This window comes from Mesorhizobium metallidurans STM 2683 (genome assembly GCF_000350085.1).
GTDB classification, from domain to species: Bacteria; Pseudomonadota; Alphaproteobacteria; order Rhizobiales; family Rhizobiaceae; genus Mesorhizobium; species Mesorhizobium metallidurans.
The window spans coordinates 1-14424 of sequence record NZ_CAUM01000068.1; the positions used below are offsets into that span (position 1 = coordinate 1).

Here is a 14424-nt window from a genome sequence, read left to right on the forward strand (position 1 = left end):
CATATCGAGGGTGATGTTTTCGAGCTTGATGCCGAGGTCTTCGGAAATCATCTGGCCGGCAGTGAGCACCGCAATGTCTTCCAGCATCGCCTTGCGGCGATCACCGAAGCCCGGCGCCTTGACGGCGGCGACCTTGAGGCCGCCGCGCAATTTGTTGACGACCAGAGTCGCCAGCGCTTCGCCTTCGACGTCCTCGGAGATGATCAGCAGCGGTTTGCCGCTTTGCACCACGGCTTCGAGGATCGGCAGCAGCGCCTGCAGATTGCCGAGCTTCTTTTCGTGGATGAGGACGTAAGGGTCCTCCAGCTCGACGCGCATCTTCTCGGCATTGGTGACGAAATAGGGCGAGAGATAGCCACGATCGAACTGCATGCCCTTGACGACGTCGAGTTCGGTTTCAGCGGTCTTGGCTTCTTCGACGGTGATGACGCCGTCATTACCGACTTTGTCCATCGCCTTGGCGATCATGGCGCCGACGGTGTCATCGCCATTGGCCGCGATCGTACCGACCTGCGCGATTTCGCCGGAGGATTTGACTTTCTTGGCGCGGGCCTGGATTTCCTTCACCACGGCGGCGACGGCCTGGTCGATGCCGCGCTTGAGGTCCATCGGGTTCATGCCGGCGGCAACGAGCTTGGCGCCTTCGCGCAGGATCGAAGCGGCCAGCACCGTGGCGGTGGTGGTGCCGTCGCCGGCGAGGTCGTTGGTCTTCGAGGCCACTTCGCGCACCATCTGGGCGCCCATGTTCTCGAACTTGTCGGCAAGCTCGATTTCCTTGGCCACGGTCACCCCGTCCTTGGTGATGCGCGGCGCGCCATAGGCCTTGTCGATGATGACGTTGCGGCCCTTGGGACCGAGCGTCACCTTGACGGCGTTGTTGAGGACTTCGACACCGCGCAACATGCGGTCACGCGCATCGGTAGAGAATTTGATTTCCTTGGCAGACATGATTTTTCATCCCGTTCGATTGGTTGTGGCAATGCGCTGGCAGTGCCGCCTGAATCAAAAAACTTGGAGCGTCCTTTGCGCGTCCAAGAGGACGCGCGGCGCTCCAATCAGGCCGCCTTCTTGGCAGCCACGGTCTTCTCGACGATGCCCATCTCGCTCTTGTCGATGATGCCCATCTCGCTCTTGTCGATGATGCCCATGATGTCGGCCTCTTTCATGATCAGGAGGTCCTCGCCGTCTATCTTGACCTCGGTTCCCGACCATTTGCCGAACAGTATAAAGTCGCCGGCCTTGACGTCGACTGCGATCAGCGCGCCGCTTTCGTCACGCGCGCCCGGGCCGACGGCGATCACTTCGCCTTCCTGCGGCTTTTCCTTGGCATTGTCAGGAATGATGATGCCGCCCTTGGATTTGGTGTCGCTTTCGGCGCGCCGGATGACGACGCGATCGTGGAGTGGCCGGAATTTCATGGAAAACTCTTTCTGGGGCCGGCTTAGGCGGCCGCCCCCCTCTATAGGCCCATTGGCACTCGATTGATAGGAGTGCCAAAAAATATTCATCGGCTATTGGAAACTATTGAATAGTATTATTTTGCCTTTTCATTTTCAGTCGCTCGATAAATCCAAAATAATCCGGAAATTGATTTTTTCGTTCCGAGTCCCTATTTTAGGTAGGAAAATCACTTTCATAATCTCGATCAAAAAGGAGATTTTATCGATGGCGGAATCTGGCCAGAATATTATGGAGAAAGCTGAAGCACGCTTCATGGAGAAGCAGAAGAAAACCGCGGAGCGAAACCAGGCAACGGCCGAATATGTTTCCGAGGCGAAGGCCAGGACCATCAAGACGGCAAGGCTACGGGCGCTGCGGCTGGCCAAGGAAGAGGCCGACCGCGCGGCGGAGGCCCTGAACCCGACGCCGAAGAAAAAGCGGGCGGCAAAGAAGGCTTCTGTGCTGGAGGTAAAATCATGAGCCTGACATTCCCCAATCGCAGCCGCAGCTATGACGAGGCGGGCAAGCGTATCCGCTTCGTCGGCCATGACGGCATGTTCCAGATTTCCTTCTCTGTCGCCGCCGACGCCATGTCGAAGATGCAGCCGGGAACGGCCGCCGACGAGGCTGGCTATCTCGCCGCCTTCGACACGGCGTCCAACTCCATCCATGACGTAGCCAGGAATGCTTATGCGCGCACCCGCAGGAGCATATATGTGCTGACCGCGGCCGATTTTCGTTAAATTCCGAACGTTCTCGCGTTCAGAGGCCGAAGCCGGTGACGGCATCAGGACTTGCGGTCCGCCTTTGCCCGCCGCTTGACGTCCTGGCTATTCAGTCGATCGACCATTGCGTCCGCATCGCGCGTGTTCATGCCGACCATGACTTGGTGCTTGAACTCGACCGGCTGGCCGGTGAAGACATCGAAGACGGTCCAACTGTCAGGCTGCTCCTTGCGCAATGCATAGCGGTTTGCCATTCTGGCGCCCTTTGACTGCCGCACCCTACCGACAGATGTCGATGGCGTCAGGCCTGCATGACGAAGAAGACCGCTGCCAGAACAGCGACTGTCCAGACCACCACGGACAGTTTCAAGGCCATGCCCCCGTGCAGGGACAACATCTCCCGCATGTGGGCCAACATGCCGTTCATGCTCTTCGACACCGTCGGTCTCGCTGAAATCGGAACCGATGGCTTGATCCCAAGCTTTCCAAAAACAGGCAGCAGCGATGGTTCGCGCACGAAAACGACCTCAATGTCCGAAGAGACCAAGCACTTCCATAGCACGCTTCTTCAAACTCCTTGCATGCCAAATAAAAACAGGCGACCGCTACAAAGGGCGTCCCGAGCGCACCAGGGATGGCGATATGGTGGTCGGGCGATCTGGCGCGCGAACCTCAACGCAGTTAGCCTGGAAGCAGGAAGTTGATGGCGTAAGGCTTGTCCAAGCGCGACGGGCGAAAGGGACTACGAATGACGGCGCCTGGCGATTTGCTGCAAGCCTTGTTTCTGAGGTTGAAAAGCGATGCGACGCTGTCGGCGCTGCTGGGTGGCGCCGGCCTGCTTGAGCGGACAACCGACGACGCCGCCTTTCCTTACGTGACCTGCGGTCGGACCAGCGCTTTTGATTTGGACACCGGCGCCGACAATGACGCCGATCAGCTTGTCACGCTGCATGTCTGGTCGAAAGCGTATGGCGAAGAAGAAACACGTCTCATCATGGACAGCATAAAGGCGCGCCTCTCGGACGCCGCGCTGGCCATTGGCCCGCATGGCCAAACACGACTGTCGCTGGAATTCGCCGAGGCCCGCTATGACGAGGACTTGGCGGTTCATCATGGACTGCTGCGCTTTCGCGCCATCACGCAGGAAAACGCCTGAGGCACTTTCAATATCGGTGAAACGGAGTCTAGACTGGACTTAGCTGACTGGGTTGGGCGGCGAAGTCTCAAGTCGGTTGTCTCGCGTTTCAGGGGTGTTGCGGGCATGGTTTTTCGGGCGTCCACCGTTCATTTCACGTTCAGCACCGATGCGTTACAACGCCGACCATGAAAACGCTTCGCTCCCACCTCAAAACCGCGATACTGGCGCTGACAGCGGCCGGTCTGTTCGCGTCGCAGGCGACGGCGCTGCCGGTCGCCATGCCCGAGCAGGCTTCACCGATGGTGCTCGCCGCCACCGATTGCTACGCGATCGGCCAGCAGGTTGCCGAGCAGAATGGCGGCACGCTGGCCAAGGCCTCGCAGTCGACGCGCGGTGGCCAGGCAGTCTGCGTCATTGTCGTGCTGGTCCCCGGCAAGGACGGGCAGCGTCCGCGCCGCTCCGAAATCGTCGTTCCGCTGAACTGACCCGATCGTTCATTCTAAAGGCCTCCGTTTCCCAGGCCGCTGGAATCGGCCTATATCTGACACCCGACCGTCAACAGGCCAACGCTTCAACAGGTATCGTTACCCGCATGCGCGTACTCGTCGTCGAAGATGACAAGGATCTCAACCGGCAGATATCGGACGCATTGGTTGATGCCGGCTATGTCGTCGACAAGGCTTTCGACGGCGAGGAGGGGCATTTCCTCGGCGACACCGAGCCCTATGACGCGGTGGTCCTCGACATCGGGCTGCCGCAGATGGACGGCATCAGCGTGGTCGAGCGCTGGCGCCGCGGCGGCCGCAAGATGCCGGTCCTGATCCTGACGGCGCGCGACCGCTGGAGCGACAAGGTGTCCGGCATCGATGCCGGCGCCGACGACTATGTCACCAAGCCGTTCCACATCGAGGAAGTGCTGGCCAGGGTCCGGGCCTTGATCCGGCGTGCGGCCGGCCATGCCTCGTCGGAACTGACATGCGGGCCGCTGCGTCTCGACACCAAGGCGTCCAAGGCCGATGTCGACGGCCTGCCGCTGAAGCTGACGTCGCACGAATTCCGCCTGCTTGCCTATCTGATGCACCATATGGGCGAGGTCGTGTCCCGCACCGAACTGGTCGAGCATCTCTACGATCAGGATTTCGACCGCGATTCCAACACAATCGAGGTCTTTGTCGGGCGGCTTCGCAAGAAGATGGGCATCGACATGATCGAAACCGTTCGCGGCATGGGCTACCGCATGCGCGAGCCGGAGGCGTAAGGCGGAACCGCTGCCTACCAAGCAAACCATAAGGTCGGCGCTTTCGCTGCGGTTCTGGCCGCGCTCGCTGGCGTTCCGGGTGATCGCCTTTTCCACGGTCTGGGCGATCCTCACCCTGATCGTCATCTTCACCCTCATCACCACGCTCTATCGCCAGGCGAGCGAGCGCGGCTTCGACAGCCTGCTTTCGGCGCATCTGTTCAATCTGATCGGTTCGGTCGGCGTGTCCGAAGGCGGTTCGCTGACCGGCGCCCCCGATCTTGGCGACTTGCGATTCTCGGAGCCGAATTCAGGCTGGTACTGGTCGGTGGAGCCCGCCTCGGAAGGTGCGCGCGGTGATCTTCATTCTTCCTCGATGACGAAGACGATCCCGTCGCCGAGCGTCGCCGAAGCTCCCTTCAATTCCAGCTTCCAGCGCAGCTATGCCACCGAAGGCATCAATGGCGAGGAATTGGAAGTGTTCGAGAGCGAGTTCGTTCTCGACGCGAAAAACCGCGCCGCGCGCTTCCGCGTCATGGGCAACCAGACCGAACTCGACCAGGAGATCGCCACCTTCCAGCGCCGCCTTTTGACCTATCTTTCCTTGTTCGGCGTCGGCATGATCGCCATCAACGCGATCGCCATCCTGCTCGGCCTGCAGCCGTTGCGCCGGGTCCGCAACGCGCTTGCCATGGTGCGCGAGGGAACGGCGCAAAGGCTCGACGGCCGCTTCCCGGCCGAGATCGAACCGCTTGCCAACGAGACCAATGCGCTCATCGAGAACAACAAGCGGATCGTCGAGCGCTCGCGTACGCAGGTCGGCAACCTCGCCCATTCGCTGAAGACGCCGCTGGCGGTGCTCATCAACGAGGGGCGGGCGCTTGGCGGCGCCAAGGGCCAGCTCATTGCCGAGCAGGCCGCTTCCATGCAGACGCAGGTCGATCACTATTTGCAACGTGCCCGCGTTGCAGCGCAACGCGACAGCGTCGTCTACCGCACGCCGGTGGCGCCGCTGGTCCAGCGCATTGTCCGCGTGCTGCAAAAACTGAACCCGCAGACCAATCTCTCGCTTTCACTGCCGGCAACCGATATTATCTTTGCCGGCGAAAGAGAGGATCTGGAGGAATTGCTCGGCAATCTTCTCGACAATGCGATGAAATGGGCAAAAAGTGCCGTCGCCGTGTCGGTCTTGCCAATCTCCGGCAAGGATGGCGCCGGCAAGGACGCCAGTCTGTTTGAGATCAGCATCGAGGATGACGGGCCGGGCATTCCCGAGGACAAGGCGCGCGAGGCGTTGAAGCGCGGACGGCGCCTCGACGAGACAAAGCCAGGAACAGGGCTAGGACTTGCCATTGTCGCCGACCTCGTCAACGAATATGGAGGCGCTCTGGCCCTGGAGCGGTCTGGCATGGGCGGATTGAAGGCGGTGGTTCGATTGCGGAGCCTGCACTAGACCATGATCCCGAAAAGTGGAAACCGGTTTTCGGATAAGATCATGGTCAAACAAGAAGCTGGAGCCCCATCCCGATCTATCGGGATGATCGGGCTCTAGACCATGATCCCGAAAAGGCTTTTTGCGAGCAGTCGGCCATGGCCAAATTTCCGACAAACATCAACACTAGGGCCCACGCCGACTTCCCCGCAGGCGCGACCCCAGCTCTAACTCGAGAAAACCGGTTGTTGGCATGAAGATTCGCGTCGCGCTCGTTTCCGCACTGCTGGCCGTTTCCGGCTGTACGACGTTGGGCAAGGGCCCGGACGCAACAGTTACGCCGGAGCCGGCCTCTCTGCCGCCAAGCGGCGGCAAGGCGACTACGACGATCATTTCCGCCATGGGTGGCGGCCTCGTCGACGGATCGATCGGTGCCGGCCTGAGCGATGCCGAAAAGCGCAGGGCGCTCGAGGCGGAATACAAGGCGCTTGAATATACGGCGAGCGGCCAGAAGGTGGCGTGGAAAAGCGATCGCTCGGCGCATTCCGGCGAGGTCGCCGCCGCTCAGCCCTATCGCGTCGGTTCGCAGGATTGCCGGCAATACACCCATACGGTGTTTACCGGCACCGCCGGCGCCACCGCGCGCGGCACCGCTTGCCGCAACGCCGACGGTAGCTGGACGCCGCTGACCTGATGCATATCGCCCAAAAGTGCGCAGCGGTTTTGGGACAACGACATGCATGAAAATAAGGACCAAGGCTCGACTGCTCCGGTCCATATCGATCTGGTCCGGTTGATACGATCAAGGACATGCGGGCGCGCCGGCCGTCAAAGCGTCGCAGTACGCCCGTGTTGGCAGCGCAAGGCTATGCCGCTATTGGAAGAACCATGCTGTTCTGTGTCATAGCCGCCATTCTCACGCTGGGCGCAAGCCTGGCGGTGCTGCTGCCGCTGGCCGGCGGTTCGAAGAGCCCGTCCGCTGCCGGCGCCCACGACCTTGAAGTCTATCGCGACCAACTGTCCGAACTCGACCGTGACGCGGCGCGCGGCCTGATCCAGCCGGCCGAGGCCGAGGAGGCGCGCGCCGAAATCGCCCGCCGCATCCTTCACCTGGACAATGCGGGTCCGGCCGCCAGGGCAGCCGGGCCGTCGACCACGGCGCGGCTTGTCGCGACGGCTGCGGTTCTCGCGGTTCCGCTGATCAGTTGGGGTTTCTACAGCGAGCTCGGCTCACCCGATCTGCCGTCACAGCCGCTCAGCGCGCGGCTGGCCAAGAATCCCGCCGACAGCTCGGTGGACGAACTGGTGGCGCGCGCCGAGGCCCATCTTGCCGCCAACCCCTCCGATGGCAAGGGCTGGGACGTGCTGGCGCCGGTCTATCTACGCATGCAGCGTTTCTCCGACGCGGTCGCCGCCTACCGCAACGCCATTCGCCTCGATGGCGACAGCCCTGCTCGCCAGGCTGGACTCGGCGAGGCGATCGCCAATGCCGCCGGCGGCACCGTTTCGGCCGAGGCGCAAGACGCATTCGACGCGGCGTTGAAGCTCGACCCGGCCAATCCAAAGGCGAGCTTCTACCTTGCCATGGGCCTGGCGCAGGAAGGCCGCGTCCCGGAAGCGACGGCGGCCTGGCAGAAAATGCTCGGCACGTTGCCGCAAGATTCGCCATGGCGCGATGCTGTCGAGCAGGCGCTGGCCGAATCCACCAAGCGGAACGTCGCCGCGGGCGAGCCCGCGAAAGGGCCTGATGCCGGAGATGTCGACGCCGCATCGTCGATGTCGCCGCAGGACAGGCAAGCGATGATCGAAACCATGGTGGCGGGCCTCGACGAGAAACTGCGGCAAAATCCGCGCAACGCGGAAGGATGGATGCAACTCGTTCGTTCCTATGTCGTGCTGGGCAAAGCCGACCAGGCGCGCGATGCGCTGGGTCGCGGTATCGCCGTCTTTGGTCCCGACAGTGAGGAAGCCAGGAAATTCACCGCCTTTGCCGCCTCGCTTGGCCTGACGGCGACGGAGTAGACGATGACGCGCAAGCAGAAGAGACTGTCGGTGATCGTCGCTGGCCTGGCCTTTCTCGGCGCGGCCACGGGGCTGACCTTCTATGCACTCGGTCAGAAGGCCTCCTATTTCTACATGCCCGCCGATCTGACCACTACCAGCGTGCAGCCTGGCCAGCGTATCAGGCTGGGCGGTCTGGTTGAAAAAGGCACCATCCAGCGCGGGCAGGGCGCCACCGTCGGGTTTTCGGTGACCGACACGCAAAAGTCCGTCAAGGTCATGTATACGGGTATCCTGCCCGACCTTTTCCGCGAGGAGCAGGGCGTCATCACCGAAGGCGCCTTTGGCCCGGACGGCGTCTTTGTCGCCGACAGCGTGCTGGCCAAGCACGACGAGAACTACATGCCCAAGGAGGTGGCCGACGGCCTCAAGGCCAAGGGTGTGTGGCAGGAGAGCAAGAGTGAGTAAGCAGGTTCCGCAAAAGTGTCCTGCGGTTTTGCGGCGAGAAACTGCGACAAAACCAGGAAGGTGCTGCGATGGTTGAAACCGGACATTTCGCCTTGGTTCTGGCCTTTGCGCTGGCCCTGGTGCAGGCGCTGGTGCCGCTGTTTGGCGCGCGCACCGGCAACTCGAGGATGATGGCTGTCGGCGGCCCCGTCGCGGTGATCGGCTTTGCCCTCACCGTGCTCTCCTTCGCAACACTTGCGACAGCCTATGCAAGCTCCGATTTTTCGGTGGCGAACGTCTGGGAGAACTCGCATTCGCTGCAGCCGCTGATCTACAAGATCACCGGAACCTGGGGCAATCACGAAGGCTCGATGCTGCTCTGGGTGCTGATCCTGACCTTCTTCGGGGCGCTCGTCGCCGTCTTCGGCGGCAATCTTCCGGCGACGCTGCGGGCCAATGTGCTGGCCGTGCAGGGTGCGATCGGCGCCACCTTCTTCCTGTTCATCCTGACCACGTCCAATCCGTTCATCAGGATGAATCCAGCACCCATCGAGGGCCGCGATCTCAACCCGATCCTCCAGGATCTCGGCCTCGCCATCCATCCGCCGCTGCTCTATCTCGGTTATGTCGGTTTCTCCATCTGCTTTTCCTTCTCGGTCGCCGCCCTCATCGAGGGCCGCATCGACGCGTCATGGGCGCGCTGGGTGCGGCCATGGGCGCTGGTCGCCTGGATGTTCCTGACCGGCGGCATCGCCATGGGCTCCTACTGGGCCTATTACGAGCTCGGCTGGGGCGGCTTCTGGTTCTGGGATCCGGTCGAGAATGCCTCCTTTATGCCGTGGCTGGCGGGCACGGCGCTCTTGCATTCGGCGATCGTCATGGAGAAGCGCTCCGCGCTGAAGATCTGGACGCTGCTGCTGGCGATCCTGACCTTCTCGCTGTCGCTGCTCGGCACCTTCCTGGTGCGATCCGGCGTGCTGACCTCGGTGCATGCCTTCGCCACCGACCCGACCCGCGGTGTCTTCATCCTCAGCATGCTGACGCTGTTCATCGGCGGCTCGCTGGCGCTGTTTGCCTTGCGCGCTTCGCGGCTGACGGCCGGCGGTCTCTTCCATCCGATCTCGCGCGAAGGCGCGCTGATCCTCAACAATCTGTTCCTGACCACCGCCACCGCCACCGTGCTGATCGGCACACTCTATCCGCTCGCTCTCGAAGCCATTACCGGCGACAAGATCTCGGTCGGCGCGCCGTTCTTCAACCTGACATTCGGCCCGCTGATGGTGCCGCTTCTGGTCGTGGTTCCATTCGGTCCGCTGCTGGCCTGGAAGCGCGGTGACTTGCTTGCGGTGGCCCAGCGCCTGATGGCCGCGTTCGCGGCGGCGCTTCTGGCCGTGCTGGTGACGGCTTTGTTCATCGACGGCGCATCGGCTTTCGCTGCCCTCGGCGTCGGGCTGGCCTTCTGGCTGATCTGCGGCGCGCTCACCGACCTTGCCGTCAAATCCGGTTTCGGTACAGTTGCGCCCGACGTCATGCTCAGCCGCCTGGTCGGCCTGCCGCGCTCGGTCTTCGGCACCGCGCTCGCTCATTTCGGCCTCGGACTGACGACGCTCGGCATCGTCGGCACGCTCTGCTTCGGCACCGAAAAGATCCTGTCGATCCGTGTTGGCGAGACCGTCGAGTTGTCCGGCCAAACGCTGCGTTTCGAGGGGCTCTATCCGTCTCAAGGGCCTAACTACAGCGAGGACCGTGGCCGCTTCGCCCTGCTTGGCGCCGACGGAAGCTCCACCAGCGAAATCACCTCGGCAAAGCGCCTCTATCCCGTGCGCCAGATGACGACGACCGAGTCCGGCATCAAGACGATTGGGTTCAGCCAGCTCTACCTCTCGCTTGGCGACCAGGCGACCGACGGCTCGGTCGTGGTGCGTCTGTGGTGGAAGCCGCTGGTGACGCTGATCTGGGGTGGCGGCCTGGTGATGATGGCGGGCGCCGCGATGTCGCTCATGGACCGGCGCCTGCGCGTCGGTGCGCCGTCCCGGCGTCGCAAGGCGACAGGCGCCGTGCCTGCCGCGAGCCTGCCATGACCAGGTTTTCGCTCGCCGCGCTGGTGTTGCTCTTGTCGCTGTTGTTCGCTGGCGCCGCCTTCGCGGTGAAGCCCGACGAGGTGCTGCCCGATCCGGCGCTCGAGGCGAGGGCGCGCGCCCTATCCGAGGGGCTGCGCTGCATGGTCTGCCAGAACCAGTCGATCGACGAATCCGATGCCGACCTTGCCCGCGACCTGCGTATCCTGGTGCGCCAGCGGCTGGTCGCCGGCGACAGCGACCAGCAGGTGATGGACTATATCGTTTCGCGCTACGGCGAGTTCGTGCTTTTGAAGCCGCGCTTCAGCCTGCGTAATGCGTTGTTGTGGGGTACGCCGATCCTTCTGCTCCTGGCCGGCGGGTTCTTCATCGTGCTGACCGCCCGGTCGCGCCGTTCGACGGCAACCGCTGCACTGTCTCCCGAGGAACAGGCGGCGCTGGACAAGATGCTGGCTGACTAATTCGGCCATTCCTCCGGCGGCCAGTCCCGCGACGTGTGAATGACGTGCAAGATAACGACGCTCTCACGGCTCGCGATCGGCCCCAGTTGATAGGCAATAATGTAGGGCAGGCGGCTGATGGGCCGCTCATAGGTGCCTGTTACCCGGCCAGGCCGGCCAGTCGCCATGTCACCAAGTTGCTGGCCCGCTTCGCGAATGCGATCAGCGAGGCGTCTGGCGGCGGCAGGATTGTCCCGCGCGATAAAGGCGACCTGCGGTTTGATGTCATCCAGCGCTTCTCGCGACCAGGTGACAAACCGCTTCACGTCTTGCCTGCGCGCCTGGCTTCCGCCGCTTCGATTATGGCGTCGATTTCCGCCATGGCTTCGTCGTGGGGCACGACATGGCCCGCCACCGCGTCAGCCACGCCGCGTTTGACGCCTTCGATGATCTCGAGCTCGCGATCGACATAAGCCGATACGGCCTCGGCCGCGAGGAAGGATTTGCTGCGCCTTGTGTCGGCGGCGATCCGTTCAAGCTTCAGCTTGGTCTCGGACGAAACCCGAATTGTCATTGTGGTGCTTGCTGTCATGGTGAAAGCCTTGTGCTGAATTGTGTACAGCATAGGGCAGCAGGCGGGCGTGACCAAGAAATTTGTGTGCCCTTGTCGCCGGTACATTACGAAAGTTTCATGTACTGGAAATGGCGCCGTAATGTGCGCCCCTCTATTTCTCCTTGCCTGAGGATGCTCACCAGAGCGCATCCCTTCAAAGAGGATACGAGAACCATGAATATTGCCCCCAATTCATATCCCCGCACCCGCAAGCGTCTGATGGCCGCCGCCGCTTCTGTCGCCATTGCCGGCGCGATCGGCTTCGCCGCCGTCGCCACCGGGACAGCGCCGGTCCTGGCCGAGGCCGTGCGTGTCGAGGCACCACAGGTGCCCGGCTTCGCCGATATTGTCGAGCGCGTTTCTCCCGCCGTCGTCAGCGTCAAGGTCAAGGCCAAGATCGAGCCGGCGGCCGATGACGGCTCCGACCAGTCCGACGATCCGGACGGCCTCAACAATCTTCCCGACAATCCGCAACTGCGCCGCTTCTTCAAGGAATTCCGTGGCTTTGGCGACCAGAATGGCCAGGATCAGGATCGTCGCCGTTTCGGGCGTCGCGACCACAACAACGACCAGCCGCGGCCGGTGGCGCAAGGCTCCGGCTTCTTCATCTCCGATGACGGCTATCTCGTCACCAACAACCATGTCGTCGAGGAAGGCTCGGCCTTTACCGTGGTGATGAATGACGGCAAGGAACTCGACGCCAAGCTGATCGGCACCGACCCGCGCACCGATCTCGCCGTGCTCAAGGTCGATGGCGTCGGCAAGTTCACCTATGTCGACTTCGCCGATGATTCCAAGGTTCGCGTCGGCGACTGGGTCGTGGCGGTCGGCAATCCGTTCGGCCTCGGAGGCACGGTCACCGCCGGCATCGTCTCGGCCCGTGGCCGCGATATCGGCGCCGGCCCCTATGACGATTTCATTCAGATCGACGCCTCGGTCAACCGCGGCAATTCCGGCGGTCCGACCTTCAACCTCAACGGCCAGGTCGTCGGCATCAACACCGCGATCTTCTCGCCCTCCGGCGGCAGCGTCGGCATCGCCTTCGACATTCCCGCCTCGACCGCCAAGCAGGTCGTGCAGGACCTGATGAAGAACGGCTCAGTCCAGCGCGGCTGGCTCGGCGTCGAGATCCAGCCGGTCACGACGGACATTGCTGAATCGCTCGGCCTGAAGTCCGAGAAGGGGGCGCTCGTTTCCAGCGCCCAGGACGATGGCCCCGGCAAGAAGGCCGGCATCACGTCAGGCGATGTCATCACGCAGGTCGATGGCAAGGATGTCGCTTCGCCGAAGGAACTGGCTCGTCTCATCGGGGCCTATTCGCCCGGCAAGTCGGTTGACGTCACGGTCTGGCGCGATGGCAAGAGCGAGACGCTCAAGGTCGACCTCGGCAAACTGCCCTCGAGCGACAAGCAGGCCTCGGCCGATCAGCAGCAGCCCGCCGCTCCGGCAAAGCCCGACACGCTGGCTGATCTTGGCCTCACCGTCACCAAGTCGGACAATGGCAACGGCCTTGTCGTGACCGATGTCGACCCGGACAGCGCTGCCGCGGATCGCGGCATCCAGCCCGGCGACGTCATCACCTCGGTCAATTCAATGGAGGTGAACGGCACCGCCGACGTCGCCAAGGCGATGGCCGATGCGGTGAAGTCCGGTCGCAAGGCGGTGCTGATGCAGATCACCCGCGACGACACCAATCGCTTTGTCGCGCTGCCTGTCGCCAAGGGCTGATGACACTTTTCCAATGCGGTGGCTTCAAACACCCCCGAGCCGCCGCAGGGGAAAGCACGGAGCCAGAACACGTTAGTCAGTCATCGTGTATTGCTCCAGCGGCAGCGGGCTCCCATCGCCCGCTGCCGCGTAATCCCGGGCATGTCGCCCAGAAGTGTGCAGCGGTTTGGGATAAAGACGTGCTCCAGACGACGAAGCATGTCGCCCAAAAGCTTGGCCACGGCTAGACCCGAGGTTGTGCAGCGGTTTTGGGCCAACGACATGTTCAGACAAGAAGCCTGTCGCTCCGATATCGCCAAAAAGCTTGGCCTCGGACTTGACCCGAGGGTGCTGCGCGCTTGGCGCCAATATGCAAAAACAAAGACTTATCGCGTATCCTTGAATCGGTTCGTTTTCGATACGCCAAGGTGAAGGCCACGACGCTTATGCCGGCCACTCAATCTTCCAGCGAAATCGCGTATAACGGCTCTATGAAGATTCTTGTCATAGAAGATGATCGCGAGGCCGCCGATTACCTCCAGAAGGCCTTTGCCGAGGCCGGACACACCGCGCATGTCGCGGGTGACGGCGAAACCGGCTTTGCTCTTGCCGATGCCGGCGACTATGACGTTATGGTCATCGATCGCATGATGCCGCGCCGCGACGGCCTGTCGGTCATCGCCGGGCTGCGCTCCAGGGGCAACACGACGCCGGTGCTGATCCTGTCGGCGCTCGGCGAGGTCGAAGACCGCGTCACCGGTCTGCGCGCCGGCAGCGACGATTATCTGACCAAACCCTACGCCTTTTCCGAACTGCTCGCCCGTGTCGAAGTGCTGAACCGTCGCGCCAGTTCCAGGGAGACCGAAACCGTCTACCGGGTCGGCGATCTCGAACTCGACAGGCTGTCCCATTCGGTCCGGCGCGCGTCGCGCGAGATCACGCTGCAGCCGCGCGAATTCCGCCTGCTCGAATATCTGATGCGCCATGCCGGCCAGGTGGTGACGCGCACCATGCTGCTCGAAAATGTCTGGGACTATCATTTCGATCCGCAGACCAATGTCATCGACGTCCATGTCTCGCGGTTGCGCGGCAAGATCGAGAAGGGCTTCGACAAGCCGATCCTGCATACGGTTCGCGGCGCCGGCTATATGCTGAAGAGCGGGTAG

19 protein-coding genes are annotated in these 14424 nt (G+C 62.3%); 13 read left to right on the plus strand and 6 right to left on the minus strand.

What is annotated here, in order from left to right:
* A partial coding sequence (gene groEL / locus MESS2_RS12115; protein WP_040592756.1) for a chaperonin GroEL occupies positions 1-948 on the minus strand: 948 nt, incomplete at its 3' end.
* A 107-nt stretch (positions 949-1055) separates the two neighbouring features.
* Positions 1056-1418 (minus strand): co-chaperone GroES, encoded by a 363-nt coding sequence (locus tag MESS2_RS12120; protein ID WP_008874527.1) that lies wholly within the window; start codon positions 1416-1418, stop codon positions 1056-1058.
* Positions 1419-1665: 247 nt separating this feature from the next.
* Between MESS2_RS12120 and MESS2_RS12125 the strand changes: the two genes are divergently transcribed.
* Both MESS2_RS12125 and MESS2_RS12130 read left to right on the plus strand, forming a co-directional pair.
* Positions 1666-1920, plus strand: coding sequence for a hypothetical protein (locus tag MESS2_RS12125; protein WP_008874528.1), 255 nt, complete (start codon positions 1666-1668; stop codon positions 1918-1920).
* Positions 1917-2183, plus strand: coding sequence for a DUF1488 family protein (locus MESS2_RS12130; RefSeq protein ID WP_008874529.1), 267 nt, complete (start codon positions 1917-1919; stop codon positions 2181-2183). Before MESS2_RS12125 ends, MESS2_RS12130 begins: the two co-directional genes overlap by 4 nt.
* Positions 2184-2227: 44 nt before the next feature.
* Here MESS2_RS12130 and MESS2_RS12135 read toward each other — a convergent pair whose 3' ends face one another.
* Entirely contained in the window at positions 2228-2419 is a 192-nt protein-coding gene (locus tag MESS2_RS12135; protein WP_008874530.1) for a hypothetical protein, read from the minus strand.
* Between the two features lie 47 nt (positions 2420-2466).
* Positions 2467-2712: a hypothetical protein gene (locus MESS2_RS12140; RefSeq protein WP_244439949.1), complete on the minus strand. Its 246-nt coding sequence runs from the start codon at positions 2710-2712 to the stop codon at positions 2467-2469.
* 201 nt (positions 2713-2913) lie between these two features.
* Here MESS2_RS12140 and MESS2_RS12145 point away from each other — a divergent pair, with 201 nt between their 5' ends.
* From MESS2_RS12145 to MESS2_RS12185, 9 genes are all read left to right on the plus strand, one after another.
* Positions 2914-3321 carry a DUF3168 domain-containing protein gene (locus tag MESS2_RS12145; protein ID WP_008874532.1) on the plus strand — a complete coding sequence of 136 codons (408 nt, stop codon included), beginning with the start codon at positions 2914-2916 and terminating at the stop codon, positions 3319-3321.
* 167 nt (positions 3322-3488) lie between these two features.
* Positions 3489-3788 carry a hypothetical protein gene (locus MESS2_RS12150; RefSeq protein WP_008874533.1) on the plus strand — a complete coding sequence of 100 codons (300 nt, stop codon included), beginning with the start codon at positions 3489-3491 and terminating at the stop codon, positions 3786-3788.
* A 107-nt stretch (positions 3789-3895) separates the two neighbouring features.
* Positions 3896-4561, plus strand: a complete 666-nt coding sequence (locus MESS2_RS12155; RefSeq protein ID WP_008874534.1) for a response regulator transcription factor — start codon at positions 3896-3898, stop codon at positions 4559-4561.
* Positions 4562-4589: 28 nt separating this feature from the next.
* Positions 4590-5993 (plus strand): ATP-binding protein, encoded by a 1404-nt coding sequence (locus tag MESS2_RS12160; protein WP_051069077.1) that lies wholly within the window; start codon positions 4590-4592, stop codon positions 5991-5993.
* Between the two features lie 232 nt (positions 5994-6225).
* Positions 6226-6666 carry a hypothetical protein gene (locus MESS2_RS12165; protein ID WP_008874536.1) on the plus strand — a complete coding sequence of 147 codons (441 nt, stop codon included), beginning with the start codon at positions 6226-6228 and terminating at the stop codon, positions 6664-6666.
* A gap of 194 nt (positions 6667-6860) precedes the next feature.
* The gene (gene ccmI / locus MESS2_RS12170; RefSeq protein WP_008874537.1) at positions 6861-7994 is read left to right on the plus strand and encodes a c-type cytochrome biogenesis protein CcmI; all 1134 of its coding nucleotides are present in this window, start codon (positions 6861-6863) and stop codon (positions 7992-7994) included.
* 3 nt (positions 7995-7997) lie between these two features.
* Positions 7998-8441 carry a cytochrome c maturation protein CcmE gene (gene ccmE, locus MESS2_RS12175; RefSeq protein ID WP_008874538.1) on the plus strand — a complete coding sequence of 148 codons (444 nt, stop codon included), beginning with the start codon at positions 7998-8000 and terminating at the stop codon, positions 8439-8441.
* 68 nt (positions 8442-8509) lie between these two features.
* Complete coding sequence (locus MESS2_RS12180; RefSeq protein ID WP_008874539.1) at positions 8510-10501, plus strand: heme lyase CcmF/NrfE family subunit; 1992 nt, start codon at positions 8510-8512, stop codon at positions 10499-10501.
* On the plus strand, positions 10498-10959 hold the full coding sequence (locus MESS2_RS12185) for a cytochrome c-type biogenesis protein (protein ID WP_008874540.1): 462 nt from the start codon (positions 10498-10500) through the stop codon (positions 10957-10959). Before MESS2_RS12180 ends, MESS2_RS12185 begins: the two co-directional genes overlap by 4 nt.
* On the opposite strand, the gene MESS2_RS12190 is transcribed toward MESS2_RS12185, so the two are convergent.
* Together MESS2_RS12190 and MESS2_RS12195 are read right to left on the minus strand one after the other, a co-directional pair.
* Positions 10956-11264: a type II toxin-antitoxin system RelE/ParE family toxin gene (locus tag MESS2_RS12190; protein ID WP_008874541.1), complete on the minus strand. Its 309-nt coding sequence runs from the start codon at positions 11262-11264 to the stop codon at positions 10956-10958. The genes MESS2_RS12185 and MESS2_RS12190 overlap by 4 nt on opposite strands.
* Complete coding sequence (locus MESS2_RS12195; protein ID WP_040592766.1) at positions 11261-11530, minus strand: CopG family ribbon-helix-helix protein; 270 nt, start codon at positions 11528-11530, stop codon at positions 11261-11263. The genes MESS2_RS12190 and MESS2_RS12195 overlap by 4 nt, the downstream gene beginning before the upstream one ends.
* A 195-nt stretch (positions 11531-11725) precedes the next feature.
* On the opposite strand from MESS2_RS12195, the gene MESS2_RS12200 reads away from it, so the two are divergent.
* Together MESS2_RS12200 and MESS2_RS12205 are read left to right on the plus strand one after the other, a co-directional pair.
* Positions 11726-13279, plus strand: coding sequence for a Do family serine endopeptidase (locus MESS2_RS12200; RefSeq protein ID WP_008874543.1), 1554 nt, complete (start codon positions 11726-11728; stop codon positions 13277-13279).
* Between the two features lie 470 nt (positions 13280-13749).
* Positions 13750-14424 (plus strand): response regulator transcription factor, encoded by a 675-nt coding sequence (locus tag MESS2_RS12205; protein WP_008874545.1) that lies wholly within the window; start codon positions 13750-13752, stop codon positions 14422-14424.

Coding starts and splice junctions, on each gene's coding strand:
- MESS2_RS12195 (WP_040592766.1), bottom strand. CDS start 11,530: ATGACAGCAAGCACCACAATGACAATTCGGGTTTCGTCCGAGACCAAG.
- MESS2_RS12120 (WP_008874527.1), bottom strand. CDS start 1,418: ATGAAATTCCGGCCACTCCACGATCGCGTCGTCATCCGGCGCGCCGAA.
- MESS2_RS12125 (WP_008874528.1), top strand. CDS start 1,666: ATGGCGGAATCTGGCCAGAATATTATGGAGAAAGCTGAAGCACGCTTC.
- MESS2_RS12180 (WP_008874539.1), top strand. CDS start 8,510: ATGGTTGAAACCGGACATTTCGCCTTGGTTCTGGCCTTTGCGCTGGCC.
- MESS2_RS12145 (WP_008874532.1), top strand. CDS start 2,914: ATGACGGCGCCTGGCGATTTGCTGCAAGCCTTGTTTCTGAGGTTGAAA.
- MESS2_RS12205 (WP_008874545.1), top strand. CDS start 13,750: ATGAAGATTCTTGTCATAGAAGATGATCGCGAGGCCGCCGATTACCTC.
- MESS2_RS12130 (WP_008874529.1), top strand. CDS start 1,917: ATGAGCCTGACATTCCCCAATCGCAGCCGCAGCTATGACGAGGCGGGC.
- MESS2_RS12155 (WP_008874534.1), top strand. CDS start 3,896: ATGCGCGTACTCGTCGTCGAAGATGACAAGGATCTCAACCGGCAGATA.
- MESS2_RS12165 (WP_008874536.1), top strand. CDS start 6,226: ATGAAGATTCGCGTCGCGCTCGTTTCCGCACTGCTGGCCGTTTCCGGC.
- ccmE (WP_008874538.1), top strand. CDS start 7,998: ATGACGCGCAAGCAGAAGAGACTGTCGGTGATCGTCGCTGGCCTGGCC.
- MESS2_RS12185 (WP_008874540.1), top strand. CDS start 10,498: ATGACCAGGTTTTCGCTCGCCGCGCTGGTGTTGCTCTTGTCGCTGTTG.
- MESS2_RS12135 (WP_008874530.1), bottom strand. CDS start 2,419: ATGGCAAACCGCTATGCATTGCGCAAGGAGCAGCCTGACAGTTGGACC.
- ccmI (WP_008874537.1), top strand. CDS start 6,861: ATGCTGTTCTGTGTCATAGCCGCCATTCTCACGCTGGGCGCAAGCCTG.
- MESS2_RS12200 (WP_008874543.1), top strand. CDS start 11,726: ATGAATATTGCCCCCAATTCATATCCCCGCACCCGCAAGCGTCTGATG.
- MESS2_RS12150 (WP_008874533.1), top strand. CDS start 3,489: ATGAAAACGCTTCGCTCCCACCTCAAAACCGCGATACTGGCGCTGACA.